Here is a 24,724-nt window from a genome sequence, read left to right on the forward strand (position 1 = left end):
GTGCACCGGACACCGGCTCGCTGCTTACACCGGCGGTGAGTCCGGGCGCTCGAAGGGGCTGGGCACCGGGAAGTAGTCCTGCAGGAACGAGGTGACCAGCCGGTCCTGCTCCTGCCGGGGTACACCCTCGATGGCGCCGTCGTTGAGGCAGATGATGTCGGTGGGGCGCCATTCGAGCAGGTCGGGGAGCTGGGCGAGCGAGTCGTAGCGGTCGACGTCGAGGTGCCGGTGGTCGATCCAGCCCCAGATCGCCTGGCCGGAGAAGTAGCCGAGGTAGGCGGCCAGCGTGATCGGGGCGATGTCGGTGCCCGAGCGGAAGGTCGAGCGCGCGGTCGCGCCCAGCTCCTCGCCGAAACGTTCCGCCGCCTCGGCCAGCAGGCTGCGGCGCAGCGCGTGCGGGACGTGGCTGAGCACCTTGGTGGTGGTGCGCCCGCACTCCCGCTCCAGCAGCTGCCGGGTGGTCTTCTGCGAGGCGACGTACTCGTCGTCACCGGGCTCGACCCCGCCCGGCGGGATGATCCTGGAGTCGAAGACGAACTGGCTGGCGCCGTTGCCCAGGAAGAACTGCTCGGGCCGGACGGGGCGGGCGAGGAAGACGTCGTCGTTGAAGTAGACGAAGTGCTCGCCGAGGCCCGGGATCCGGTGCAGCTGGGTCTCGATGGCGTGTGAGTTGAACACCGGCAGGGCGTCCGGGGCGGCGAAGATCTCCCGGTGCGAGACCACCGTGACGGCGGGATGGTCGGTGTCCAGCCAGCTCGGCGTCTGGTCGTCGGTGACCAGGTAGACGTGCCGGATCCAGGGGGCGTACATCGCTATCGAGCGCAGGCAGTAGCGCAGTTCGTCGCGGTTGCGGAAGCGCTCGTCGCCATCGCCCTGGAGCTCGACCGGCTCCACCGGCTCCACCGGCTCCACATCCTGCCCCGGCGCCCCCGCGCCCCGGGCGGCCCGCGCCCGGGCCCGGCGGCCAAGCCAGGCGGGGTCGGTGTCGTCCACCCAGGTGATCACCGCGTCGACGGGGAAGGTGACCTCCTCCGCCCTGGGCCGGGTGAAGGCGTCCGCGGTCGGATAGTCCCGCCCGCCGATCCGTACGGTGCCGGTGCGCTCCAGCGAGGGCACCCACCAGCCGTACGGGGTCTCGGAGATGGAGGCGATCGCACCGTGGGAGGGCGCGGCGGAGTCCCAGAACTCGATGTCGCAGCCGTGGTCGCCGGCGTACCCGAGGGTGCCGCGGCTCGTCACCACCGGCCGGTAGATCCGGACGCCCTTGACCTTGACCGGTGGCTCCTCGTCCGGAGGCTGCTCGTCCGGAGGCCCCGAGAGCTCCGACGAGTCCGGTGGCTCCGGTGGCTCCGGTCGCTCCGGTGGGGGCGTCGGCTCCAGCCGGGCCACGGCGGCCGGCAGGTCCTCGGCCAGCCCGGTCGCCAGCGTCACATCGTGGCCGAGCAGGTCGGCGTACACCGGCAGGCCCGTGAAGCGGTCCGCGAGCGCGTGCAGGACGGCGGCGCGGTGGCCCGGTGCGATGGCGAGCCGGTAGCGGGCTCTGCCGTCCGGCAGCGGGGAGAAGGCGATGCCGGCGTCGTCGAGCACCTCGGCCACCATGGTGAGGGCGGCCAGGAACGCCTCGCCGGAGAGCAGGTCGTCCCGGACCTCGGCCAGCTGTCCGCGGTGGCGGACGAGGCCCGGGTGCGCGGCCAGCAGCCGGGCCTCACCCTCGGCCGTCGGATCCACCTGCTCGACCGGCTCGACCGGCTCAGGGGGCTGGAGCGCCTCGTGTCGCTCGGGCGGCTCGGGTTGCGGCTCAGGCTGCCGGGGCGGTTCGGGTGACGGCTGCTCCACCGCGGGCGCGACGGTGGCCAGGGCCCCGGTGGCCGGCTGCGGGCCGGCCCTTCTGGCAGCACTGCTCAGGGCCCGGCCTGCCCAGCGACGCATGATCTCTCCCGTTTGCCTGGATGCCCGACCGACCCGGGCCCCCCAGGGACCGATCGCGCGCCAACAGTAACGGAAGCCTTGCATCCGGACGAAGGGCAGGCATCCGGGGAGAGGCCGAGTGCCGCCACCTCCCGCGAACGGACCGCGGACCGCCCGTGGGCGGAGTCGGCCCGGAGCGGCCGGGAGTGGACCCGAAGCAGGCCGGGAGCAGGCCCGCCGCGGGTCAGCGTCCGCCGAAGGTGTACGTCCGCCAGGGCCGCCAGACCTCGTCGGCGTCGAAGCGGGAGAGCCCGAAGCCCGGCACGGGGAAGGCCGCCTGGAAGGTCCGGGCCTTCTCGTATGCCTCGTCGAGGATCTCCTCGGGCAGCCCGTGGGCGACCGTCACGTGCGGGTGGTAGGGGAAGGAGAGTTCGCGGGCCAGTGGCCCGGAGCGGACGGCGGCCTCCAGCAGCCGGCACTCGTGCGCGCCCTCCTCCACCCGGACGAAGACCACCGGGGAGACCGGCCGGAAGGTACCGCTGCCCTGGAGCAGCATCCGGAACGGCCGGTGCGCGCGGGCGACGGCCGCCAGGTGCTCCTCGACCAGCGGCAGCCGCTCGGCCGGCAGCTCGGTCGGCGGCAGCAGGGTGACATGGGTGGGTATGGAGCGCGCCAGCGGGTCGCCGTGACCGGCTCGCGCGTCCTGGATCTCGGCGCCGTACGGCTCCGGGACGCTCACGGACACGCCGATGGTGACGACCTCGGGCAGGTCGCCACCACCGGGGAGAGTCGTCAGCGGCATCAGTGCTCGGCGGCCGGCAGGCCGGTCGGCTTCAGGAAGCCGATGCGGTCGTAGACGGCCTCCAGCGTCGCCCCGGCCACTTCCCGGGCCTTGTGAGCGCCGAGCGCGAGCACCCGGTCGAGCTCGGCCGGGTCGTCCAGGAAGCTCTGGGTGCGCTGCTGGAACGGCGTCACCCACTCGGTGAACACCTCGGCCAGCTCGGTCTTCAGGGCGCCGTACATCTTGCCCTCGAAGTGCGCGACCAGCTGCTCGATGCTCTGCCCGCTGAGGGCGGAGTGGATCCGCAGCAGGTTGGAGACGCCGGCCTTCTCCTCCTCGTCGTAGGAGACCACCGTGCCGGTGTCGGTGACGGCGCTCTTGATCTTCTTGGCGCTGACCTTGGGCTCGTCCAGCAGGTTGACCAGACCCTTGGCCGAGGCCGCGGACTTGCTCATCTTCGCCGTCGGGTCCTGGAGATCCAGGATCTTGGCCGTCTCCTTGAGGATGTACGGCTTGGGGACGGTGAAGGTCGGCGCGTAGCGGGTGTTGAAGCGCTCGGCGAGGTCGCGGGTGAGCTCCAGGTGCTGGCGCTGGTCCTCGCCGACCGGCACGGCGTCGGCCTGGTAGAGCAGGATGTCGGCGATCTGCAGGATCGGGTAGGTGAACAGGCCGACCGAGGTGCGGTCGCTGCCCTGCTTGGCCGACTTGTCCTTGAACTGGGTCATCCGGGCGGCCTCGCCGAAGCCGGTGAGGCAGTTCATCACCCAGCCGAGCTGCGCGTGCTCCGGCACGTGGGACTGGACGAAGAGGGTGCAGCGCTCCGGGTCCAGGCCCGCGCCGAGCAGCTGCGCGGCGGAGATCCTGGTGTTCTCGCGCAGCACCTTCGGGTCCTGATCGACGGTGATCGCGTGCAGGTCGACGACCATGTAGAAGGCGTCGTTGGCCTCCTGGAGGTCAACCCACTGGCGCACCGCGCCCAGGTAGTTGCCGAGGTGGAACGAGCCCGAGGTGGGCTGGATCCCGGAGAGCACCCGGGGGCGGTCCTTGACCGGACCGTTGACCGCTGCGTTGACCATGTCGGCCATTGTTCCAGCTTCACCGACCGCTCATGAAACGTCTTCGGCTGGAGGTTCCGACAGTGTGACAGCACTCACTCTGATCCGGGCGATCCGGCGGCCCTCCAGCTTGGCCACCGTGAGCAGCACACCGTCCTCCATCCGCACGTGGTCGCCGTCACAGGGCAGCCGGCCGAGCTCGGCGACCACGTAGCCGGCCACCGTCTCGTACGGACCCTCAGGAAGTGTGACGCCCGTCTCCTCGGCGAAGTCGCCCAGGTTGAGCAGCCCGTCGAGCTCCATGCCGCCGCCGGCCAGCCGGCGGGTGGGGGTCTCCTGCGAGTCGTACTCGTCGCGGATCTCGCCGATCACCTCCTCGACCAGGTCCTCCAGGGTCACGATGCCGGCGGTGCCGCCGTACTCGTCGACCACGATCGCCAGGTGGTGGCCCTCGCGGCGCATCTCGCCCATCGCCTCCAGCACCCGCTTGGTGGCCGGCAGCAGCTTCACCGGGCGGGCCAGGTCGCGTACCCGGACGGCCTGTTCGCCACGGGCCCCGTACAGGTCGCGGACGTGGACGAAGCCGACCACCGCGTCGTACGAGCCCTCGACCACGGGGTAGCGCGAGTGCGGCGAGGAGCCGGCCTGCTCGCGGACCTCGGGCAGCAGGCGCTCGGCGTCCAGGAAGGTGACCTCGGTCCGCGGCACCATCACCTCGCGCAGCTGCCGCTCACCGGCCGCGAAGACGTCGGCGATCAGCGCCCGCTCGTCGCTGCCCAGCTCGGTGTTGGCGGCGACCAGGCCGCGCAGTTCCTCGGAGCTCATGCTGCCCCGGCCGGCCGAGGGGTCGCCGCCGAAGAGCCTGACCATCAGGTTGGTGGAGTGGCCGAGCAGCCAGATCGCCGGGCGCAGCACCACGGACATCACGTCGACCACGGGTGCGGCGAGCAGCGCGATGGAGTCGGCGCGCTGGAGGCCGATCCGCTTGGGTGTCAGCTCGCCGAGGACGAGTGAGACGTAACTGATCACCAGGGTCAGCCCGACCAGGGCCACCGCGTCGGCGAGGCCCTCGGAGAGCCCGAGGTCGACGAAGAGCGGGGCGACCTTGCCGGCCAGGGTGTCCGCGCCGAAGGCGGCGGAGAGGAAGCCCATGCAGGTCACACCGACCTGGACGGCCGCCAGGAAGCGGTTCGGGTCGGCGGCGAGGTGCGCGGCCCGGGCCGCCCGCCGGGTGCCCTTGGCCTCCAGGGCCCGGATCTGGCCCTCCCGCAGCGAGATCAGCGAGATCTCGGCGACGTTGAACAACCCGCCCAGCATGATGAAGACCAGGACGAGCGCGGCATCCCCGAGGGTTTCGTTCACGGTGGGTCAGTGTACGGCTGCGGCCGGGCGCCTCACTCCGCACTCGCCGTCCGGCTCGTGCGGGGTGGGGCACCCGGCCGCGGGGTGCGCGTCAGGCTCAGATCAGGCCGAGCTCGGCGACGGCGTCGCGCTCCTCGACCAGCTCGGCGACCGAGGCGTCGATCCGGGCGCGGGAGAAGTCGGAGATCTCCAGGCCCTGGACGATCTCGAACTTGCCGTCCTTGGTGGTGACGGGGAAGGACGAGATGATGCCCGGCTCCACGCCGTACGAGCCGTCGGAGACGATGCCCATCGAGGTCCAGTCGCCCTCGGCGGTGCCGTTGACCCAGGTGTGGACGTGGTCGATCGCGGCGTTGGCGGCCGAGGCGGCCGAGGAGGCGCCACGGACCTCGATGATCGCGGCGCCGCGCTTGGCGACGGTCGGGATGAAGTCGTTCTCCAGCCAGGCCTGGTCGTTGACCAGCTCGGCGGCGTTCTTGCCGGCGACCTCGGCGTGGAAGATGTCCGGGTACTGGGTGGCCGAGTGGTTGCCCCAGATGGTGAGCTTCTTGACGTCGTTGACGGTGACGCCGGTCTTCTTGGCGAGCTGGGCGACCGCGCGGTTGTGGTCCAGGCGGGTCATCGCGGTGAACCGCTCGGCCGGGACGTCGGGCGCGTTGCGCTGGGCGATCAGGGCGTTGGTGTTGGCCGGGTTGCCGACCACCAGGACCTTGATGTCGTCCGCGGCGTGGTCGTTGATGGCCTTGCCCTGCGGGCCGAAGATGCCACCGTTGGCCTGGAGCAGGTCGCCGCGCTCCATGCCGGCGGTACGCGGGCGGGCGCCGACCAGCAGGGCCACGTTGGCGCCGTCGAAGGCGGTGGCGGCGCTGTCGGTGATCGTGATGTCGCGCAGCAGCGGGAACGCGCAGTCGTCGAGCTCCATGGCGACGCCCTCGGCGGCCTTGAGGCCCTGCGGGATCTCCAGCAGGCGCAGGTTCACCGGGACGTCCGCGCCGAGCAGGTGGCCCGAGGCGATGCGGAACAGCAGCGCGTAGCCGATCTGGCCGGCCGCTCCGGTGATGGTGACATTGACGGGGGTGCGAGTCATTTTTGCCTTCTCCAGCGATCGCCAGTACCGCGCTCCACGCGCGCCCGACGCGCTGGAGCCGAGGGTGATCTCTCGACGTCGAGAGACCCGGCGTCAGGCTATCGCAACGCGACGCCGTCGAGGGCGTGTGGTCGTGGCTGGTGCGTCACACAGCGCTGCCACCGCAGCACGCCCGTGCCACCCGGCGGTTCCACGGGCGGTGGTTCCATCGTGTGGATCCAGCATGCGGCGGCTCCACCGGGCGACGGCTCCACCGGGCGGCGCCTGCACCACAACGCGCTTCCACCCTACGCGAGCGGCGCCGTCCGTCCACAGGCTGTGGACGACGCCCCTCGCGAAGGATCACGGCTGTCCCCGGCCACTCAGTTGTTCGACCGGCCGACGAGCTGGCCGATGTTGTCGAGCAACCGCATCTTCAGCCACGGATCGGGCTGGGCGACCAGGGTGAGCAGCACGACCGCACTGCCGAGGACCAGCAGCACGATCACGTCCGTGAAGCGGCTGCGTACGGCCAGCATGCCGACCTCCGGCAGGACCAGCCGCAGCAGCGCGCCGAGCAGCAGCCCGCCACCGACCACCATCAGGCCGTACTTGAAGCCCTCGTGCCCGCCGAAGAAGGTGAGCGCCAGTCCGGCGACGACCACCGACAGGACCAGCGTTATCGGCCACTGCCGGACGGGCAGCGGATGGCTGCGGCCCAGGGCGGCCGCCGAACCCTCCGGTGGCAGGATGCCCGCGGTCTTCATCGGCCTGCGTCGTGACCGGGCCGGTCGTGATTCGCTCATGGCCCGCCGTCCCTAGGGGTCAGATACCGGCGCGGCGCTCGGCCGCCTCGACGATGTTGTTCAGGAGCATGGCGCGGGTCATCGGGCCCACACCGCCGGGGTTCGGGGAGATCCAGGCCGCGACCTCCGCGACGCCCGGGTGCACGTCACCGACGATCTTCCCCTCGCTGCGGCTGACACCGACGTCCAGCACGGCCGCGCCCGGCTTGACGTCCTCCGGCTTGACCAGGTGCGGCACACCGGCGGCGGCCACGATGATGTCGGCCTTGCGCAGGTGGTAGCCCAGGTCACGGGTGCCGGTGTGGCACAGCGTGACGGTGGCGTTCTCGCTCTTGCGGGTGAGCAGCAGGCCGATCGAGCGCCCGACCGTGACACCGCGGCCGAGCACGACCACCTCGGCGCCGTTGATCTCCACCTGGTGGCGGCGCAGCAACTCGACGATGCCGAGCGGCGTGCACGGGAGCGGGCCCTGGATGCCGAGCGCCAGCCGGCCGAGCGACGTGGGGTGCAGGCCGTCGGCGTCCTTGTCCGGGTCCATCAGTTCGAGGACGGGGTTCGGGTCCAGGCCCTTGGGCAGCGGGAGCTGGACGATGTAGCCGGTGCAGGCCGGGTCGGCGTTGAGCTCGCGGACGACGTCCTCCACCTCCTGCTGGGTGGCGGTGGCCGGCAGCTCACGCTGGATCGAGGCGATCCCGACCTCGGCGCAGTCCTTGTGCTTGCCGTTCACGTACCAGCGGCTGCCCGGGTCGTCGCCGACCAGGACGGTACCGAGGCCGGGGACGATGCCCCGCTCTTTGAGAGCCGCCACTCGGACGGCTAGTTCGGACTTGATCGCGGCGGCGGTGGCCTTGCCATCGAGAATCTGGGCAGTCATGGCCCCATTGTCCTGGATCGCGGAAGCTGCCCGCACCCCCCGGCGGGCACTGCCCGGCGGACGCCGCCCGGCGGACGCGCACGGATACGCACGGACACGGACGGACACGGAACGTGCGGTTCGAGTTGCGGTTGCGCCACAGTTACGTGCACGCGCGGAGAGCCGCTGGACACGGCCCCGCCGTCCGGACACGATATGCGGGCAATCCCCGCCGTCCACGGCCTGGTGACGGGCCGCCGGAGGCACGGCGGGGGCGTCCTCGGGGGAAGAACAGTGAGCGATCCGTACCAGACAGCGCCGGCGCGGGCGCGCGACGGCCGCTGCGCGTCGATCGGCGGGCCGGCCGCGCAGCAGCAGCCCCGGCCGTACTCGCGATGACCGCCACGACCGGGAACACCCTGACCGCCCGCTGGCGCCGCAGCGCCGGCTCGCTCCCCGGCGCGCTGCTGCGGGTGCTGCTGCTGGGAGGTGGCGGTGCGCTGGCCGCCGTGACGGTGGCCGCGCTGCACGACGCGCACGACCCCGGGGTGCTCTGCCCGCTGCGCCTGCTCACCGGTGTCCCCTGCCCGCTGTGCGGCAGCACCACCGTCTTCATCGAGGCGGGCCACGGCAATTGGCCGGCCATGGCGGCCGCGAACCCGGTCACGGTCGCGGTGGCGGCCGCACTGCTGATCGCACCGCTGGGCGCCGGCCGCTGGTGGTCGCGGCTGCCGGGCAACCGCAGAGGCACGCTGATCGGCGCGGCCGCGGCGCTCGCCTGGGTCTGGCAGCTGCACCGGCTCGGCATCTCCCGGCCCTGAAGACCCCTCACCCACGCGGGCCCGGGCGCAATCCGCTCCCCTCCTGTCGGCCCACTCCGCTAATGTCCCACCCGGTCGGCAAGACTCACTGCCCGTCCGTCCCAGGATCGTCCTGAATCCGTCCCCTGTCCCATCCTGCCCGGAGGCATCGATGAGCTACCCGCCCGACCCGAACAACCCCTACGGCCAGCAGCCGCCGCCCGGCTACGGCTACCCCCAGCAGGCCCCGCCGCCCGGCTACGGCTACCCGCAGCAGCCGGCCCCGGCCCCCGGCTACGGCATCCCGCAGCAGGCCCCGCCGCCCGGCTACGCCTACGCGCAGCCCGGCACGATCCAGGCCAACAACGGCTACATCAACATCGCCAACCTCGGCAGCGTGCAGATCGCCACGATGGGGCAGCGCTTCCTGGCCCGTCTGGTCGACGGCCTGGCGATCACCGCGATCATCGGCCTCGCGATGGCCCTGGGCCTGGCCAGCGCGGTGGGCATCGCCAAGGACACCAAGACCTGCACCTACACGCCGGGCGACATGACCGGCTACCAGAACTGCCTGCACGAGCAGACCCAGGCCGCGAGCAGCATGTTCGCCGTGCTGATCACGATGAGCCTGGTGATCTGGGCCTTCCAGCTGCTCTACGAGTGGCTGATGGTCGCCCTCGCGGGCGCGACGCTGGGCAAGCTGGCGCTGGGCCTGCGGGTCGTCAAGGAGGCCGACGGCCAGGTCCCCGGCATCGGCGGCGGCTTCGTCCGCTTCATCATCCCGATCGTCGGGTACTTCGTGTGCGGTATCGGCCTGTTGCTGGTCTACCTGTCGCCCTTCTTCGACAACTCCGGGAAGCTGCAGGGCTGGCACGACCGTGCCGCAGGCACCGTGGTGATCAAGAAGTAGCGCAGGACGCGGACATGAAGCGGCCCGCCGCCCCCGTGGGGGTGGCGGGCCGCTTCGTCGTGTCCGAGCCCCGTCGGCCCGTCAGTCGTACGGGCCGGGCCGGCCGGTGCGTCAGTGGAAGAAGTGCCGGGTGCCGGTCAGGTACATCGTCACGCCGGCCTTGGCGGCGGCCGCGATGACCTCCTCGTCGCGGACCGAACCACCGGGCTGGACCACGGCCTTGACGCCGCCCTCCAGCAGGATCTCCAGGCCGTCCGGGAACGGGAAGAAGGCGTCCGAGGCCGCGTACGAGCCCCGCGCCCGCTCGCCGGCGCGCTGGACCGCCAGCTTGGCGGAGTCCACCCGGTTCACCTGGCCCATGCCGACGCCGACCGAGGCGCCGTCCTTGGCCAGCAGGATCGCGTTGGACTTGACCGCCCGGCAGGCCCGCCAGGCGAAGGCCAGCTCGGCCAGCTCCTCGGCCGACAGGGCGTCACCGGTGGCCAGCGTCCAGGTCGACGGGTCGTCGCCCTCCGCGTGCAGCCGGTCGGTCTCCTGAAGCAGCACCCCACCCGAGATCGGGCGGGCCTCCTTGTGGTTGCAGGGCGCCTCGGGAGCGCGCAGCACCCGGATGTTCTTCTTACGGGCCAGCACCTCGACGGCGCCGTCCTCGTACCCCGGGGCGACGACGACCTCGGTGAAGATCTCGGCGATCTGCTCCGCCAGCTCCACGGTGACCGGACGGTTGACGGCGATCACGCCGCCGAACGCGGACAGCGGGTCGCAGGCGTGCGCCTTGCGGTGTGCCTCGGCGACGTCCGCGCCGGTGGCGATGCCGCACGGGTTGGCGTGCTTGATGATCGCCACGGCCGGATCGGCGTGGTCGTACGCGGCACGGCGGGCGGCGTCGGTGTCGACGTAGTTGTTGTACGACATCTCCTTGCCGTGCAGCTGCTCGGCGCCCGCCAGACCACCGGTGCCGTCGCTGTACAGCGCGGCGCCCTGGTGCGGGTTCTCGCCGTAGCGGAGCACGTTCTGACGCTCGTACGTGGCGCCCAGGAACTCGGGGAAGCTCTCGTCGCTCGGTGCGTAGCCGGCCTCGAACCAGGAGGCGACGGCCACGTCGTAGGCGGCGGTGTGCGCGAACGCCGCACCGGCCAGGCGCTTGCGGGTGGCCAGGTCGAAGCCGCCGGCCTGGACGGCCGCGAGCACGTCCGCGTAGCGGGCCGGGTCGACCACGACGGCCACCGACGGGTGGTTCTTGGCGGCGGCCCGGACCATCGACGGCCCGCCGATGTCGATCTGCTCCACGCACTCGTCCGGGGTCGCGCCGGAGGCGACGGTGGCCTTGAACGGGTACAGGTTCACCACGACCAGGTCGAAGGGCTCGATGCCCAGCTCGGCCAGCTGCGCGCGGTGCGACTCGAGCCGCAGGTCGGCGAGCACGCCGGCGTGCACGCGGGGGTGCAGCGTCTTCACACGCCCGTCCAGGCACTCCGGGAACCCGGTGAGCTCGGAGACCTCGGTCACCGGCACGCCCGCGGCGGCGATCCGGCCGGCCGTGGAACCGGTGGAGACCAGCTCGACCCCGGCTGCGTGCAGGCCCTTGGCCAGCTCCTCCAGCCCGGTCTTGTCGTACACGCTGACCAGGGCGCGGCGGATGGGACGGACGTTCTCGGAGACGGGGGGCGTGGTGCTGGCGGCGGCGCTCATGCCGGGATCCGTACCTTTCGGTCTTCAATGCGGTGGCCTTCGCGGGCCAGCCGGCCCACGACCTCGACGAGCAACTGGCGCTCGACAGTCTTGATGCGCTCGTGCAGCGCGTCGCCGCCATCGGCATGGTCGGCGTCGGTGACCTCCACGACGCCCTGCGCGATGATCGGCCCGGTATCGACACCGCCGTCCACCAGGTGGACGGTGCAGCCGGTGACCTTCACCCCGTACGCGAGCGCGTCGGCGACGCCGTGGGCGCCGGGGAAGGCGGGCAGCAGGGCGGGGTGGGTGTTGACGATCCGCCCGGCGAAGGCCGCGACGAACGCGGGCCCGAGGATCTTCATGAAGCCCGCGGTCACCACGAGGTCCGGCTCGTACGCCGCGATCGCCGCGGTGAGGGCGCGGTCCCAGTCGGCACGGTCGGGGTAGTCCTTCACCCGGTGGACCAGGGTCGGCAGGCCCGCGCGCTCGGCGCGCTCCAGCCCGGCGATGCCCTCGCGGTCGGCGCCGACGGCGAGGATCTCGGCCCCGTACGCGGCATCGGCACTCGCGTCGATCAGGGCCTGGAGGTTGGTGCCGGAGCCGGAGACCAGGACCACCAGACGAGCCGGGCCGGGCGTGCGGGGCGGGAAGACTTGGGCGGGGGCGGCGGCCACTGCGCGATTCTCCGTAGGTCGGTGCGCCGCCCGCTGGTACGTCCACCGGTGGTGGGGCCACTACGAACGGCTGGTCGAGCGGGCGCGGCACGCGGATATCCCCGCTGCGTTGCGGGGCCCGGGAACCGTGGTGAGCTGCTGACCGTCACCACGATAACGGCTGGTCGGACGGCGTCAGAAACGCCCTGACGGCGCTACGCGCGTAGTTGAGACCGGGATCTCGTCTCGGGCCGGACGGCAGGCCGCCGATGGGCTCGGGCGGGCCTGCGGGATCATTGGAGGCGGGCACTGGCTCTGGACCGCCCCACCGACCGAGAAGGATTGGCTGACACGATGAGCAGCGGCGACAACACCGGTGAGCGCAACCCCTTCGCGCCGCCGCCGGCGGATGCCCCGGACCAGCCGTGGCAGCCGCGCGCGCCGCAGCGTCCGGCGGGGAGCCGACCCGAGGCGCCGGACGCGCCGGACGCGCCGGGCTCGTCGGGTGCGCCGGGCTCGTCGGGTTCCTCCGGTTCCGACGAGCGGCCGCAGGTGCCGCCCCCGCACCCGTGGAGCCCCGGCTACCAGGGCGGCTGGCACCCGCAGCCCGCGCCGCAGCAGCCGAAGTACGACCCCAGCGACCCGACCCAGCGCCGCGCCCGCAACGCGCTCATCAGCGGAATGGCCGCACTCGTCTGCGCGCTCGCCGGCATCCTGTACGTCGCGCTGTTCGTCGGCGCACTCGCCGTCTTCTGGGGGATCACCGCCCTGCGCACCGACACCAGGACGGCAGCCGGGAACACGGCGGCCCAGCGCAGCGCGGCGAACGCCGAGCCCACCGCAGCCACCCTGGCCGGCCCGACCGCCAACCCGCAGACCCCGGCCGCACTCGGCGGCCTGCTCACCGGCGGCGTGGCGGTCGTCTTCGTCTCCTGCGCGATCGGGCTCAGCCTCTACTACCAGGACTACGTCACCTGCGTGAACGACGCCCTCACCTCGACCGCCGAGCAGAACTGCAGCACCCTCGCCCCGAAGTGGTACGTCGACATCACCAGCCAGAACAACTGACCCCGGCCGGGGACCGGGCGCTCCCGGCCGGGGTCAGCACGCGGTACGGCGGGAACGCGGTAGGGGGCGGGCAGGCGGTACGGCGGGCAGGCGGTACGGCGGCCGCATGTGGCGGCGGTGGAAGCGCTGTGGCGGCGCGCGGACCACGCCCGCGCGCCCGTCCAACGGGGCGTCACCGGCCCGGCCGGGCTGTTCGGCGGAGCCGGCCGGCCGGTTCGCCGCCTACTCCGTGCCGGCCTCGTCGCTCCTCGCGGCCGGCCGGCCGATCCACCCGATCACACCGCTCTCCCCGGCGCGCAGCACCACCCGGTACGCCCGGGCCCGCAGGACCACGGCCCACCGCGCGAGCCGGTCCGCCGTCGCCGCCGCCCAGCCCCGGTCGGGCCGGGCCGGGTACCAGCGGGCCGGCCGCACCGGGCGCCCGCACACCAGTGCCCAGCGGACCAGCAGTGCGCCCGGCACGCCGCTCGCCGCGAACCAGCCGCCCGCGGCGAGCGCGAGCTGCCACGGTACGGGCCCCAGCCGGGCCATCCGCCCCGCCGCGAGGGCGCCGCCACAGAGCCACCCGCACGCCCCCGTGCCGGCACCGACCAGCAGCGCGGTGGCCAGTACGGCCACGACCGTCGCCGCCGGGCGCCAGGGCTCCGCACCGCCCGCCCCTGATACCCCCTCCGGCGCGTCCGCCACGTCTGCGATGTCCGTCCCGTAGACATCGCCCGTCCCGTACACATCGCACGGCATGCTCGCCTCGCCCGTCACATCCCGCCGGCCGGCCGCCGCGCGGCCGAGCAGCAGCACCGGCACCACGGCCGCCAGGGGCGGCAGCGCGCATGCCAGCAGCCGCCAGCCGCCGGCGCCCGGCTCGGGCAACAGCGCGAAGAGCGGAAGGTCGGGCACCGGCCCGAGCGTGGCCCCGGTCGGCGCCACCACCGTCCCGGTGCCCACCGCGAAGCCGGGCCCCAGCGCATAGGCCGCGCCCCAGCACACCGCGTTCGGGAGCAGCGCCACCGAGAGCAGCAGCAGTCCGAGGACACCCGCCGGGCCGCCCCCGGCCACCGGGGCGGAGCGTCCGCCACCGAGCCCGTCCAGTACCGCCGCCGTCGCGACAACCGTCGCGCCACCCGCCAGCAGCCCGTACGCCCAGGCCGCCGCCGCGAGCCGTACGGGCCGGCGGCAGCCCGGCGGCCGGGCCCAGGCCGGGATCCGGGTCGGCGGGAGCCGGTGGACCACCGGCCGGTTCTCCTCCGGCCGCCGTACCGACCAGGCCCCCGCCCCCACCGCACCGGCCGCCAGTACGGCCACCGCCGCCAGGTCCGCGAGCACCCGGGCCCGCAGCGCGCCGTAGTCCGCGCACTCCAGGGCGACCACGACGGCGACCGCCAGATACCCCCCGCAGAGCGCCAGCGGCGCCCGCCACCAGGGCGCCCGGACGGCGGACCGCGCCCCGAGACGGGTGCCCGCCCGGTACAGCTGCCGTGCCAGCAGGACGGTGGTCAGCAGTGGCGTGACCGTCATGGGCGAGCCCAGATCGCCCCTGGCCAGCGGGCCGCCGTGGCCCAGCAGCCAGAGCGCCCCGGCCAGCCGGACGGCCCCGGCCGCTGTGTCGTCCGCATAGGGCGTCACCACCCAGAGGCCGAGGATCGGCGCCCCCACCACGGCGAGCCCCAGCAATGCCGCCCGCACACCGGCGAGCAGGTCGCCCCGGAACCGCCGGGCGCCCAGCTCGCTTGGCAGATCCAGGATCGGACGGCCCATCAGCTGCGTCATGCGCCTCATGGTGCCAAGGCGACTCGCCCTGCACGGTGAAGAGGCAAACCACCGACGTGTCCCAGATTATGGGCTTATGCGCATTTTCAGTCCCCGACGCCAGCCCGGCGCCGCCACCCCGGCCCGGAACGTCTGATGGGCAGGCCGCCGACGGCCGAGCATGCCGCCGACAACCCCACACCCCGGACCCGCCTGACCGGCCCGTCCGGCCCGAACGGCCGCCGCGCCGCCCCGGACGCCGCCGGCCGGCCGGGGTCGCTGACGCCACGTGAGGCCCAGGTGTTGTCCCGGCTCGCCGGCGGCGAGGAGCTCCCGCAGATCGCGGCGGCGCTCGGCATCGCGCCCGGTACCGTGCGCAAGCACCTGCGCCGGGCGATGCACAAGCTCGGCGCCCGCAGCGTCGCGGAAGCCACCGTCCTCGCCGCCCCGCCGACGACGTGCGCCGCCCGGGCCGACCGGGCCGACGCGCCGAACGCAGCGTCGGCCGGCCCGGATGCCGCTCGGCCCACCGGAGCGGAGCCGGGGAGCGCGAAGGCTGCGGGCGCAGCGACGGGGAACGCGGGCCCGGGGAACGTGGAGGCGGGGAACGTGGAGGCGGGGAGCCCAACGGCGGCTACGAGCACGGCGGCGCCGGCGAGCCCGGCGGCGAAGTCCGGCGCCGGCGGCGCGCGGGCGCGGGGCAAGGAGCGTGACGGGGCCGGCAACCGGCCCGCCGACCTCGTCGTGTCCGTGCAATCGGCCGCCACGACGGCGGGTGACACCGGCGAGGCGTCGGCGCCGGCCGGTCAGGGTCAGGGTCAGGGCGGGGACGACGAGGGGCCCCCGGGCAGCCGTGGCGTGGTTGACGCGCCGGCCGAGCAGGACGGGAGCGCCCACCAGCGCCCAGCGGCCGCCGGCCTCGACGGGGTCCGCCGAGCCGCGACCGGCAGGCAGCAGCCGCCGCGTGCCGCCGGGGCGCAGCCGGGGCGCCCGCAGCCCACCCGGCCCGAGCCCGGGCACCCGGAGCCCGGACGCCGACCGCCCACCCACACCGGACCCATCGTCGCCGCCACCGCCGCCACCGCGCCTGCCCCTGCCCGCACCGAAGCCGGGGACAGGAGCTCCGGCAGCCTGCCCGCGAGCGTCCGGGCCGCCGGCCCGGAACCGGCGGCCGCGCCCCCGGCCGGACCGCCCGCCGCCCCCTCCTCCGAGACCCTCGCAACCGTCGAGCCCGTCCAGACCTCCGCGAGCTCCGAGAGCTCCGAGAGCTTCGAGAGCTTCGAGAGCTTCGAGAGCTTCGAAGGCTTGTACGAGGCCGCCCACACGCGTCTCGTCCGGCAGATCTTCCTGCTCACCGCCTGCCACCACCGCGCCGTCCACTGCGTCCGGCTGGCCTTCGGCGCCGCCCAGCGGCAATGGCCGGAGGTGTCCGCCGGGCCCGATCCCGAGGGCCGGGTACGGGCGTGGGCCGCCGAGGCGGCGCTGTCGCCCTGGCATCGCGGCGGCCCCCGGCGCGCCCACGCCTGGCGGCTGCCGCACCGCCGGATCAGGGTGCGGCCCGCGGACGAGGCGCAGGCCGTGCTGCCGGACCACGACCGGCTGACCGACCACGACCGGGCGCTGCTCAAGGCTCTGATGCGGCTCTCCAGGCCGCAGCGCCGCGCGCTGGTGCTGCACGACGGGCTCGGGCTGCCGGCCGCCGCGGTAGCGGTCGAGGTGGAGTCGAGCACCGCAGCGGCCGAGGGCCGGGTGTGGGCGGCGCGGGCGGCGCTGGCCGAGGCGGTGCCCGAGCTGGTGGGCGCCGACCCGACGGCGCCCGGCTTCGGCGACCGGCTCAGCGGGCTGCTGTACCGGGCCGGCGCACGCGGCTGCCCCGCCCCGCATCGGCCGCCCGTCCCGCTGCTGCGGGCGCGGTACAGCGCGAGCACCGCCGTCCGGACGGGTACCGCCGCACTGATCACCGCTGCGATGGGCACCGCGGTGGTCACCACGCTGCTGGGCAGCGGGCCCACCGAACTGTTCCGTACGCCGGTCTCCGAACCGGTGCTGGTCTGCAGTTCGACCGAGAGCGGCAGTGCCGGGCCCACCGCCCCGGGCGGGCCGGCGCCGGGGCTCCACAGCGCGTGGTGCAGTTTCACGCCCGGTGAGCCCGCCGTGGTCACGCCGCCGCTGCCACCGCCGGTCGCGCGGTGGGGGCCCGGACCGGGCGCGGATCGGCTGTCGGCGGACACCGCGGGGCCGCTCGCCCCGCCGACCGCGTGTTCCCGCTGGGCACCGCACCCCTGCCCGGCTCCGCCGCGGAGCGGACCTCCGCCCGCACCCCTGCTCGCACCGCTCGGGCCGAGCTGACCGGCTCGGCGTCGGGGCTCGGGTCCGCCGCCCAGCGCCCCGCAAACACGAGGGCGCCCCTCGCCGGACCCGAGGTCCGGCGAGGGGCGCCCCTGTGAGCGGAAGGCGTCAGCCGATGAGCTCGCGCGCCAGGCGGGCGGTCTCGGACGGCGTCTTACCGACCTTGACACCGGCGGCCTCAAGGGCCTCCTTCTTCGCCTGCGCGGTGCCCGAGGAGCCGGAGACGATGGCGCCGGCGTGGCCCATGGTCTTGCCCTCGGGGGCGGTGAAGCCCGCGACGTAGCCGACGACCGGCTTGGTGACGTGCTCGGCGATGTAGGCCGCGGCACGCTCCTCGGCGTCGCCACCGATCTCACCGATCATCACGATGATCTCGGTCTGCGGGTCCTCCTGGAACGCCTTGAGGGCGTCGATGTGGGTGGTGCCGATGACGGGGTCGCCACCGATGCCCACGGCCGAGGAGAAGCCGAGGTCGCGCAGCTCGTACATGAGCTGGTAGGTCAGGGTGCCGGACTTCGAGACCAGGCCGATCTTGCCGGCCTTGGTGATGTCCGCCGGGATGATGCCGGCGTTGGACTGTCCGGGGCTGATCAGGCCCGGGCAGTTCGGGCCGATGATCCGGGTCTTGTTGCCCTTCGAGCCGGCGTAGGCCCAGAAGGCGGCCGAGTCGTGGACCGGGACACCCTCGGTGATGACGACCGCGAGGTCGATCTCGGCGTCGATCGCCTCGACGACGGCGTCCTTGGTGAACTTCGGCGGCACGAAGATGACGGTGACGTCGGCACCGGTCTCCTTCATCGCCTCGGCGACGGTGCCGAAGACGGGCACCTCGGTGCCGTCGACGTCAACGGTGGTGCCGGCCTTGCGCGGGTTCACGCCACCGACGATCTGGGTGCCCGAGGCGAGCATGCGGCGGGTGTGCTTCATGCCCTCGGAGCCGGTCATGCCCTGGACGATGACCTTGCTGTCCTTGGTAAGGAAGATAGCCATGGTGTTAGTCCCCTTCCTTACTTGGCGTTCGCCAGCTCGGCGGCGCGGTCGGCCGCACCGTCCATGGTGTCCACCTGCTCGACGAGCGAGTGGTTGGCGTCGGTCAGGATCTTGCGACCCAGCTCGGCGTTGTTGCCGTCGAGGCGGACGACGAGCGGCTTGGTGACGGCCTCGCCCTTCTCCTCCAGCAGCGCCAGCGCCTGCACGATGCCGTTGGCGACCGCGTCGCACGCGGTGATGCCGCCGAAGACGTTGACGAAGACGGACTTGACGTCCGGGTCGCCCAGGATGATCTCCAGGCCGTTCGCCATCACCTCGGCGGACGCGCCGCCGCCGATGTCGAGGAAGTTGGCGGGCTTGACGCCGCCGTGGTTCTCACCGGCGTACGCGACCACGTCGAGGGTGCTCATGACGAGACCCGCGCCGTTGCCGATGATGCCGACCTGGCCGTCGAGCTTGACGTAGTTGAGGCCCTTGGCCTTCGCCGCCGCCTCGAGCGGGTTGGCGGCGGCCTTGTCCTCGAGCGCCTCGTGCTCCGGCTGGCGGAACTCGGCGTTCTCGTCCAGGGAGACCTTGCCGTCGAGCGCGATGATCTTGCCGTCGCCGGACTTGATCAGCGGGTTGACCTCGACGAGGAGCGCGTCCTCGGCGATGAAGACCTTCCACAGCTTCTGCAGGACGTCGGCGACCTGGTCGGCGACCTCGGCCGGGAACTTCGCCGCGGCGACGATCTCGGCGGCCTTCTCCGGGGTGCAGCCCTCGTTGGCGTCGACCGGGATCTTGGCCAGCGCGTCCGGGTTCTCCTCGGCGACGACCTCGATCTCCACGCCGCCCTCGACGCTGGCCATGGCCAGGAAGGTGCGGTTGGTGCGGTCCAGCAGGAACGAGACGTAGTACTCGTCCTTGATGTCCGCGGTCTGGGCCAGCATCACCTTGTGAACGGTGTGGCCCTTGATGTCCATACCGAGGATCGCCTCGGCCTTGGCGACCGCGTCGGCCGGGTCGGCGGCGAGCTTGACGCCGCCGGCCTTGCCACGGCCACCGACCTTCACCTGAGCCTTGACGACGGCGCGTCCGCCGAAGCGCTCGGCGATGGCGCGAGCGGCTTCGGGGGTCTCGATGACATCACCGTCAAGCACGGGTACACCGTGCTTGGCGAAGATGTCCCTCGCCTGGTACTCGAACAGGTCCACGTGTGTTCGTCCTTGTTCGTGGTCGCGGATTGTGTCTCTACGAGCGTGCCACGGCAGGATCTTCGCTGCGGGTCGTCGGGGCGGTGCAGGTACGCAGAATTACGGCCTTGCGGCCCACACAGCCACGGGCGCACACGTCAATCAACACGCGCGTCACGTCCGTCTGGCAGGTTATCCCCGCACGACGGGAGTGATTCGCCCGGGACCGGGTCGGGTTTGGTGAGAACCGTCACAACGGGCGTATGGCAAGGCCTCGCGCGCCGCCGACCGGGTACGTACGGGCTTCACTCGTCCGGGTGAAAGCAGGTAGGGCGCCGTTACCACTCGTCACCCGCCGTCACCTCTCCCGGTCAGGGACGGGCAGCGGACGCTTCTCGATCGCCGCCGCCATGATGTCCGGGAACGCGTCCGGCGTGCAGGCGAAGGCCGGCGCCCCGAGCGCCGCCAGCGCGGCGGCGTGCGCGTGGTCGTAGGCCGGGGCGCCCTCGTCGGAGAGCGCGAGCAGCGCGATGAACTGGACGCCCGAGGCCTTCATCGCCGCCACCCGCTTGAGCATCTCGTTGCGGATCCCACCCTCGTAGAGGTCGCTGATCAGCACCACGATGGTCTCGGACGGCCGGGTGATCCTCGACTGGCAGTAGGCCAGCGCGCGGTTGATGTCCGTACCGCCGCCGAGCTGGGTGGCGAACAGGACGTCCACCGGATCGCTCAGCTGCTCGGTGAGGTCGACGACCGAGGTGTCGAACACCACCAGCCGGGTGTCCAGGCTCTTCATCGAGGCGAGCACGGCGCCGAAGACCGCCGAATGGACGACGGAGGGCGCCATCGAGCCGGACTGGTCGATGCAGAGGATGACGTCCTTCTTCACCGCGCGCTGGGCCCGGGCGTAGCCGATCAGACGCTCGGGCACGACGGTGCCCTGCCCGTCCGGCCCGGCGTCCGGCAGGTAGTTCTTGAGGTTCGCCCGGATCGTGCGGTCCCAGTCGATGTCCCGGTGGCGCGGACGGTTCACCCGGGCGCTGCGGTCCAGCGCGCCGCCGAGGGTGGCCCGGGTGCGGTCCGCCAGCCGGCGCTCCAACTCGGCCACCACCTTGCCGACCACCGCTCGGGCGCTCTCCCGGGTCGTCTCGGGCAGCGCGTGCTTCAGCGACAGCAGCGTGCCGACCAGGTGCACGTCCGGCTCGACGGCGTCCAGCATCTCGGGTTCGAGGAGCAGCTGGTCCAGGCCGAGTCGGGAGATCGCGTCCTGCTGCATCAGCTGGACGACGGAGGTCGGGAAGTACTCCCGGATGTCCCCCAGCCAGCGGGCCACCTGCGGCGCCGAGCCGCCGAGCCCGGCGCTGCGCGAGGACGGCCGGGCCGGCCGGCCCTCCTCCGACGCGCCGCGGTACAGCGCCGCGAGCGCCCCGTCCATCGCGGCGTCCCGCCCGGCGAGCCGGTGCCCCGTCCCGTCGGCCTCCCCGCCGAGCACCAGCCGCCAGCGGCGCAGCCGCTCGGCAGCGGGGTCGGTGGGCTGTGCGGTGGTGGCGGCCATCGGGCGCTCCTTCGGTGAGAGGGAAGTCGGGAACTCACAGGACGGGACGGGAGGGAGGAGGCACTCCTGCTCCCTCCGGCCGGACGACCGGACGACCACGTGGGGACGACCGTATCGACGGGCACCGACAGCGGCGGGCCCGGCGCGGGGCGGGGCCGCCCGACGGCGGCGGGACGGCGGGATGGTGGCGGGCCCGGTTGGGCGAGGCCCGGCAGGCGGGGCGGTGGTGGCAGAGGCGCCCGGCCGGAGTGGGAAGTCGGACCGGCCGACTTCCCGCTCCGGGTCAGGCGCCGCGACGGTCGGGCTGGCGGGGGATCCGCAGGCCCGCCGGGACCGTGGCCGGGCCTGGCGCCGGGGCCGAGAGGCCCAGCAGGAGCGCGAGGGTGGGCAGGGCGGCGTCCGCGCGGCTCTGGTCGAGGTCCGGCCCCGGGCCGGCCACGGGTGCGGACGCACCGCCGAGCGGCCCCGCGGCGACGCGTTCGCCGACCGTCCGGCGCACCCCCGCCTCCAGGCCCGAGAACGTCCGCCGCAGCAGCGGCAGTACGTCGGTGAAGGACTCCCCCGGGACGGCGGTGAGCCAACCGTCCAGCAGCTCCAGCAGCCGGGCGTCGTGGAGCAGCAGGGCTCCGCCGCCGGACAGGAAGCCCTCGACCCAGCCGGCCGCGTCGGCCGGCGCGTTGGCCGCCGACAGCACCAGGCCCATCCGCCGCCCGGCCTCCGCCGAGTCCAGCCGGCCGTCGTCCAGCAGCAGCCGCACGGCCCGGCCGCGCAGCAGGCCGGGCACGCCGGTCGCCGGGCCGGCGGCGGGCTCGCGCCGGGCCAGGGACCGCAGGGCGGCCGCCCAGCGGTCCGCGAGCGTGCCGGCGCCCTCCTCGGGGGCGAGCAGCCCGATCGCGGCGTGCACCTCGTCGAGGTGACCGCGCATGGCGGCGGCGCCCTCGGCGTCCAGGCCGGTGCAGGCGGGCGGCAGGCCGACGCAGATCCGCTCGGCCAGGCCACGGGCGACCGCGTCCAGTGCGCCGCCGTCGGTACCGCGGACGTCGCCGTAGCGCAGGGCGCGGACCAGGGCGGGCAGGGCGCCGGCCAGATGGGCCACGTCGGTGTCCAGGGCGGCGCGGTCCGCGAGCCCCCGCATCACGGCGGGCAGCGCGGCCGAGAGCCCGGCGAGCAGACACTGCTCCACCAGTCCGGTGAGCGCGGCGAGTTCGCCGGCGTCCGCGGCGTTCTGCACGGCCTTGCCGGTGGCCGCGCCCTCGACGGTGGTGCCCCACTGGGCGGCCTCGGCGACCCGGACCGCGAACTCCGGCTCCCAGCAGAGCCGCCAGCTCTCGCGGAAGGTGCCGGTGGAGTTGACGGTGGAGCGGCTCGGGGTGCCCCAGCCGATGCCCAGCAGCCGCAGCCGGTGCAGCAGCCGGGAGCGGGCGGCGTCGTTCTCCTTGCGCAGGTCCAGGTCGAGGTCGCGGGGCTGGGCGTCCGGCTTGAGGCGCAGGGTGCGCTGGAGCCGGGTGAGGTCCCGCTGGAGCGGTACGGCGGGCGCGGCGTCCGGGACTTCGCCGAGCGCGTCGCCGATCACCAGCCGGTCGTGGACCAGGGCGAGCGGGACGTCGGAGCCGTCGCACATGACGGACCTGATGGCGTCGAGTGTCTCGGTCAGGCCGGCCAGCGGCCGGCCGCGCATCACGGCGAGCGTGCCGGCCAGCCGGACTGCCTCGATCACGTGCGCGGAGGAGACCGGGTGATCCTCGGCGCGGAGCAGCTCGGCGGCCATGGTCACCCAGCGCACGACCGCCGCGGTGCCTGGCTCCTGGCGGCCGTCGGTGTGACCACCGGTGTGACCGTCGGCGTCGTGCCGGGTGCCGGGCTCCTGGCCTCCGCCAGCCTGCGCCTCGCCGCTGGTGAAGAGGTGGTGGTACCAGCCGGGCGAGAGGATGCCGGCGCCGTAGCCGGTGTGCTGGGAGAGCCTGCGGTGCGTCCACGGCACCCAGGTGATCTCCGTCCTCACCTTCCTGGGGAGGGTGGCGAGCAGCGCGCGGTCGTGGGCGACCGTCGGCATCCGCTCCAGCGCGGGGACGTGCCAGGCGCCGCAGACGACCGCGATCCGCTGGTGTCCGGCCCGGCGGGCGGCGCGGATCTGCTGGCGCATGTACGCCTCGCGCAGATCGTCCCGGCGGGCGGTGCCGCCGCTTTCGGTGCCGTCCCCGGCGGGGCCGGCCTGCTCCCGCAGGGCCGTCATGGCCTCGGCCACGGCGGCGAAGGGCGCCAGCGCGTCGGCGCCGGGCGAGCGGTGTTCGACCACGTCCTCCCACCAGCGCTCGGCGTCGTCGTGCCCGGCGGCCTGGGCCAGGGCCCCGATCGGATCCCGGGCGGCGAGCGCGAGCAGGGTGGGCTCCCCGTCCGGGGAAGTGCCCCCCGGCACTTCCCCGGACGGGTCGCCCTCCTCCCGGGCGAAGCCGTACGCCGCCGGGAGGTCGATGAAGCGGACGGGGAGCTCACGCTCCACCCCGTACCGGATCGCCACCCATTCCGGTGAGAAGACCGCGAAGGGCCAGAACGCGGCCCGGCCCGGGTCGTCCACCGCGTGGGCGAGCAGGGCGACCGGCGGCACCATCTCCTTGTCCGCCGCCAGCTCGACGATCGGATCGGCCTCCGGCGGCCCCTCGATCAGCACCACGTCCGGTCGCAGCCGCTCCAGCGCGGCGGCCACCGCGCGGGCCGAGCCCGGGCCGTGGTGGCGTACGCCGAGCAGCGTCACCTCTGCGTCTGCGCTCATCGCGCCCTCCCCTTCTCGAAGTCGGTGCGGCTCAGCGGGTGTTCTCGCGGGCGGCGCGGTAGAAGTCCTTCCAGCCGTCCCGCTCGCGGACCACCCCCTCGACGTACTCGCGCCAGACCACCTGGTCGGCGACCGGGTCGCGCAGGACTGCGCCGAGGATGCCGGTCGTCACGTCGCCGGCTCGCAGCACGCCGTCCCCGAAGTGGGTGGCGAGGGCGAGGCCGTTGGTGACCACGGAGATCGCCTCGGCCGTCGAGAGGGTGCCGCTGGGTGTCTTGACCTTCGTCCGGCCGTCGGTGGTGATGCCGTCCCGCAGCTCGCGGAAGACGGTGACCACCCGGCGGATCTCCTCCGCCCCGCCGGGCAGTTCGGGCAGGTCGAGCGAGCGGCCCAGCTGCCCGACCCGGCGGGTGACGATGTCGACCTCCTCGTCCAGCGTGGCGGGCAGCGGCAGGACGACGGTGTTGAAGCGGCGGCGCAGCGCGCTGGAGAGCTCGTTGACGCCCCGGTCGCGGTCGTTGGCGGTGGCGATCAGGTTGAATCCGCGCACGGCCTGGGTCTCGCCGCCCAGCTCGGGGACGGGCAGCGTCTTCTCCGACAGGATGGTGATCAGACTGTCCTGGACGTCGGCCGGGATGCGGGTCAGCTCCTCGACCCGGGCGATCTTGCCGTCGGCCATCGCCCGCATCACCGGCGAGGGGACGAGCGCGTCCCTGCTGGGGCCGTGGGCGAGCAGCTGGGCGTAGTTCCAGCCGTACCGGACGGCCTCCTCCGGGGTGCCGGCGGTGCCCTGGACGAGCAGCGTGGAGTCGCCGCTGATGGCCGCGGCGAGGTGCTCGGACACCCAGGTCTTGGCCGTGCCGGGCACGCCGAGCAGCAGCAGGGCGCGGTCGGTGGCGAGCGTGGTGACGGCGACCTCGACGATCCGGCGCGGGCCGACGTACTTGGGCGTGATCACGGTGCCGTCGGGCAACTCGCCACCCAGCAGGTACGTCGCCACGGCCCACGGCGAGAGCCTCCAGCGCTCGGGGCGCGGGCGGTCGTCCTGGGCGGCGAGCGCGGCGAGTTCGGCGGCGAAGGCGTCCTCAGCGTGCTCACGCAGGACCTCGGTGGCGGTGCTCGTCGCGGTCGTCGTAGCCGTCGTAGCCGTCGTGGTCGTCATAGGGGCTCCTTCTGGTCTGCCGCCGGACACACCTGTGTCAGGGG

General features: G+C 73.7%; 19 protein-coding genes. 4 read left to right on the forward strand and 15 right to left on the reverse strand.

Annotated features, from left to right (window positions below):
- Window positions 1–24 precede the first annotated feature (24 nt).
- The 7 genes from ACIBH3_RS12745 to ACIBH3_RS12775 all read right to left on the reverse strand — a co-directional run bounded on the left by ACIBH3_RS12745 (window position 25) and on the right by ACIBH3_RS12775 (window position 7,852).
- The gene (locus tag ACIBH3_RS12745) at window positions 25–1,929 is read right to left on the reverse strand and encodes a stealth family protein (RefSeq protein ID WP_396311957.1); all 1,905 of its coding nucleotides are present in this window, start codon (window positions 1,927–1,929) and stop codon (window positions 25–27) included.
- Window positions 1,930–2,152: 223 nt separating this feature from the next.
- A complete protein-coding gene (locus tag ACIBH3_RS12750) occupies window positions 2,153–2,710 on the reverse strand; it encodes a 2'-5' RNA ligase family protein (protein WP_396311958.1) in 558 nt (185 codons plus the stop codon).
- Entirely contained in the window at window positions 2,710–3,765 is a 1,056-nt protein-coding gene (trpS, locus tag ACIBH3_RS12755; RefSeq protein ID WP_396311959.1) for a tryptophan--tRNA ligase, read from the reverse strand. The genes ACIBH3_RS12750 and trpS overlap by 1 nt, the downstream gene beginning before the upstream one ends.
- A gap of 30 nt (window positions 3,766–3,795) precedes the next feature.
- Window positions 3,796–5,106 carry a hemolysin family protein gene (locus tag ACIBH3_RS12760; protein WP_396311960.1) on the reverse strand — a complete coding sequence of 437 codons (1,311 nt, stop codon included), beginning with the start codon at window positions 5,104–5,106 and terminating at the stop codon, window positions 3,796–3,798.
- 97 nt (window positions 5,107–5,203) lie between these two features.
- On the reverse strand, window positions 5,204–6,193 hold the full coding sequence (locus tag ACIBH3_RS12765; RefSeq protein WP_396311961.1) for a malate dehydrogenase: 990 nt from the start codon (window positions 6,191–6,193) through the stop codon (window positions 5,204–5,206).
- A 362-nt stretch (window positions 6,194–6,555) separates the two neighbouring features.
- Window positions 6,556–6,978, reverse strand: a complete 423-nt coding sequence (locus ACIBH3_RS12770) for a DUF3017 domain-containing protein (protein ID WP_396311962.1) — start codon at window positions 6,976–6,978, stop codon at window positions 6,556–6,558.
- Window positions 6,979–6,997: 19 nt separating this feature from the next.
- The gene (locus ACIBH3_RS12775) at window positions 6,998–7,852 is read right to left on the reverse strand and encodes a bifunctional methylenetetrahydrofolate dehydrogenase/methenyltetrahydrofolate cyclohydrolase (protein WP_396311963.1); all 855 of its coding nucleotides are present in this window, start codon (window positions 7,850–7,852) and stop codon (window positions 6,998–7,000) included.
- A gap of 374 nt (window positions 7,853–8,226) precedes the next feature.
- On the opposite strand from ACIBH3_RS12775, the gene ACIBH3_RS12780 reads away from it, so the two are divergent.
- Both ACIBH3_RS12780 and ACIBH3_RS12785 read left to right on the forward strand, forming a co-directional pair.
- Window positions 8,227–8,652: a DUF2752 domain-containing protein gene (locus tag ACIBH3_RS12780; RefSeq protein WP_396311964.1), complete on the forward strand. Its 426-nt coding sequence runs from the start codon at window positions 8,227–8,229 to the stop codon at window positions 8,650–8,652.
- Between the two features lie 151 nt (window positions 8,653–8,803).
- Window positions 8,804–9,541 (forward strand): RDD family protein, encoded by a 738-nt coding sequence (locus tag ACIBH3_RS12785; RefSeq protein ID WP_396311965.1) that lies wholly within the window; start codon window positions 8,804–8,806, stop codon window positions 9,539–9,541.
- A gap of 111 nt (window positions 9,542–9,652) precedes the next feature.
- On the opposite strand, the gene purH is transcribed toward ACIBH3_RS12785, so the two are convergent.
- Both purH and purN read right to left on the reverse strand, forming a co-directional pair.
- Complete coding sequence (gene purH / locus ACIBH3_RS12790) at window positions 9,653–11,233, reverse strand: bifunctional phosphoribosylaminoimidazolecarboxamide formyltransferase/IMP cyclohydrolase (protein WP_396311966.1); 1,581 nt, start codon at window positions 11,231–11,233, stop codon at window positions 9,653–9,655.
- Window positions 11,230–11,889 (reverse strand): phosphoribosylglycinamide formyltransferase, encoded by a 660-nt coding sequence (purN, locus tag ACIBH3_RS12795; RefSeq protein WP_396311967.1) that lies wholly within the window; start codon window positions 11,887–11,889, stop codon window positions 11,230–11,232. Before purN ends, purH begins: the two co-directional genes overlap by 4 nt.
- Before the next feature lie 333 nt (window positions 11,890–12,222).
- On the opposite strand from purN, the gene ACIBH3_RS12800 reads away from it, so the two are divergent.
- Window positions 12,223–12,936, forward strand: coding sequence for a hypothetical protein (locus tag ACIBH3_RS12800; protein ID WP_396311968.1), 714 nt, complete (start codon window positions 12,223–12,225; stop codon window positions 12,934–12,936).
- A 222-nt stretch (window positions 12,937–13,158) separates the two neighbouring features.
- On the opposite strand, the gene ACIBH3_RS12805 is transcribed toward ACIBH3_RS12800, so the two are convergent.
- Window positions 13,159–14,703, reverse strand: coding sequence for a DUF6350 family protein (locus ACIBH3_RS12805; RefSeq protein ID WP_396311969.1), 1,545 nt, complete (start codon window positions 14,701–14,703; stop codon window positions 13,159–13,161).
- A gap of 135 nt (window positions 14,704–14,838) precedes the next feature.
- Between ACIBH3_RS12805 and ACIBH3_RS12810 the strand changes: the two genes are divergently transcribed.
- Window positions 14,839–17,031 carry a LuxR C-terminal-related transcriptional regulator gene (locus tag ACIBH3_RS12810; protein ID WP_396311970.1) on the forward strand — a complete coding sequence of 731 codons (2,193 nt, stop codon included), beginning with the start codon at window positions 14,839–14,841 and terminating at the stop codon, window positions 17,029–17,031.
- 108 nt (window positions 17,032–17,139) lie between these two features.
- Here ACIBH3_RS12810 and sucD read toward each other — a convergent pair whose 3' ends face one another.
- The 5 genes from sucD to ACIBH3_RS12835 all read right to left on the reverse strand — a co-directional run bounded on the left by sucD (window position 17,140) and on the right by ACIBH3_RS12835 (window position 24,680).
- A complete protein-coding gene (gene sucD / locus ACIBH3_RS12815; protein ID WP_396311971.1) occupies window positions 17,140–18,021 on the reverse strand; it encodes a succinate--CoA ligase subunit alpha in 882 nt (293 codons plus the stop codon).
- A 17-nt stretch (window positions 18,022–18,038) separates the two neighbouring features.
- Entirely contained in the window at window positions 18,039–19,214 is a 1,176-nt protein-coding gene (gene sucC / locus ACIBH3_RS12820; RefSeq protein WP_396311972.1) for an ADP-forming succinate--CoA ligase subunit beta, read from the reverse strand.
- Window positions 19,215–19,551: 337 nt separating this feature from the next.
- Window positions 19,552–20,748: a VWA domain-containing protein gene (locus ACIBH3_RS12825; RefSeq protein ID WP_396311973.1), complete on the reverse strand. Its 1,197-nt coding sequence runs from the start codon at window positions 20,746–20,748 to the stop codon at window positions 19,552–19,554.
- A 283-nt stretch (window positions 20,749–21,031) separates the two neighbouring features.
- On the reverse strand, window positions 21,032–23,518 hold the full coding sequence (locus ACIBH3_RS12830) for a DUF5682 family protein (protein WP_396311974.1): 2,487 nt from the start codon (window positions 23,516–23,518) through the stop codon (window positions 21,032–21,034).
- 31 nt (window positions 23,519–23,549) lie between these two features.
- Window positions 23,550–24,680, reverse strand: coding sequence for an AAA family ATPase (locus ACIBH3_RS12835; RefSeq protein WP_396311975.1), 1,131 nt, complete (start codon window positions 24,678–24,680; stop codon window positions 23,550–23,552).
- Between the last annotated feature and the right edge of the window lie 44 nt (window positions 24,681–24,724).

This window comes from Kitasatospora sp. NPDC050543 (assembly GCF_044457565.1).
Taxonomy (GTDB): Bacteria; Actinomycetota; Actinomycetes; order Streptomycetales; family Streptomycetaceae; genus Kitasatospora.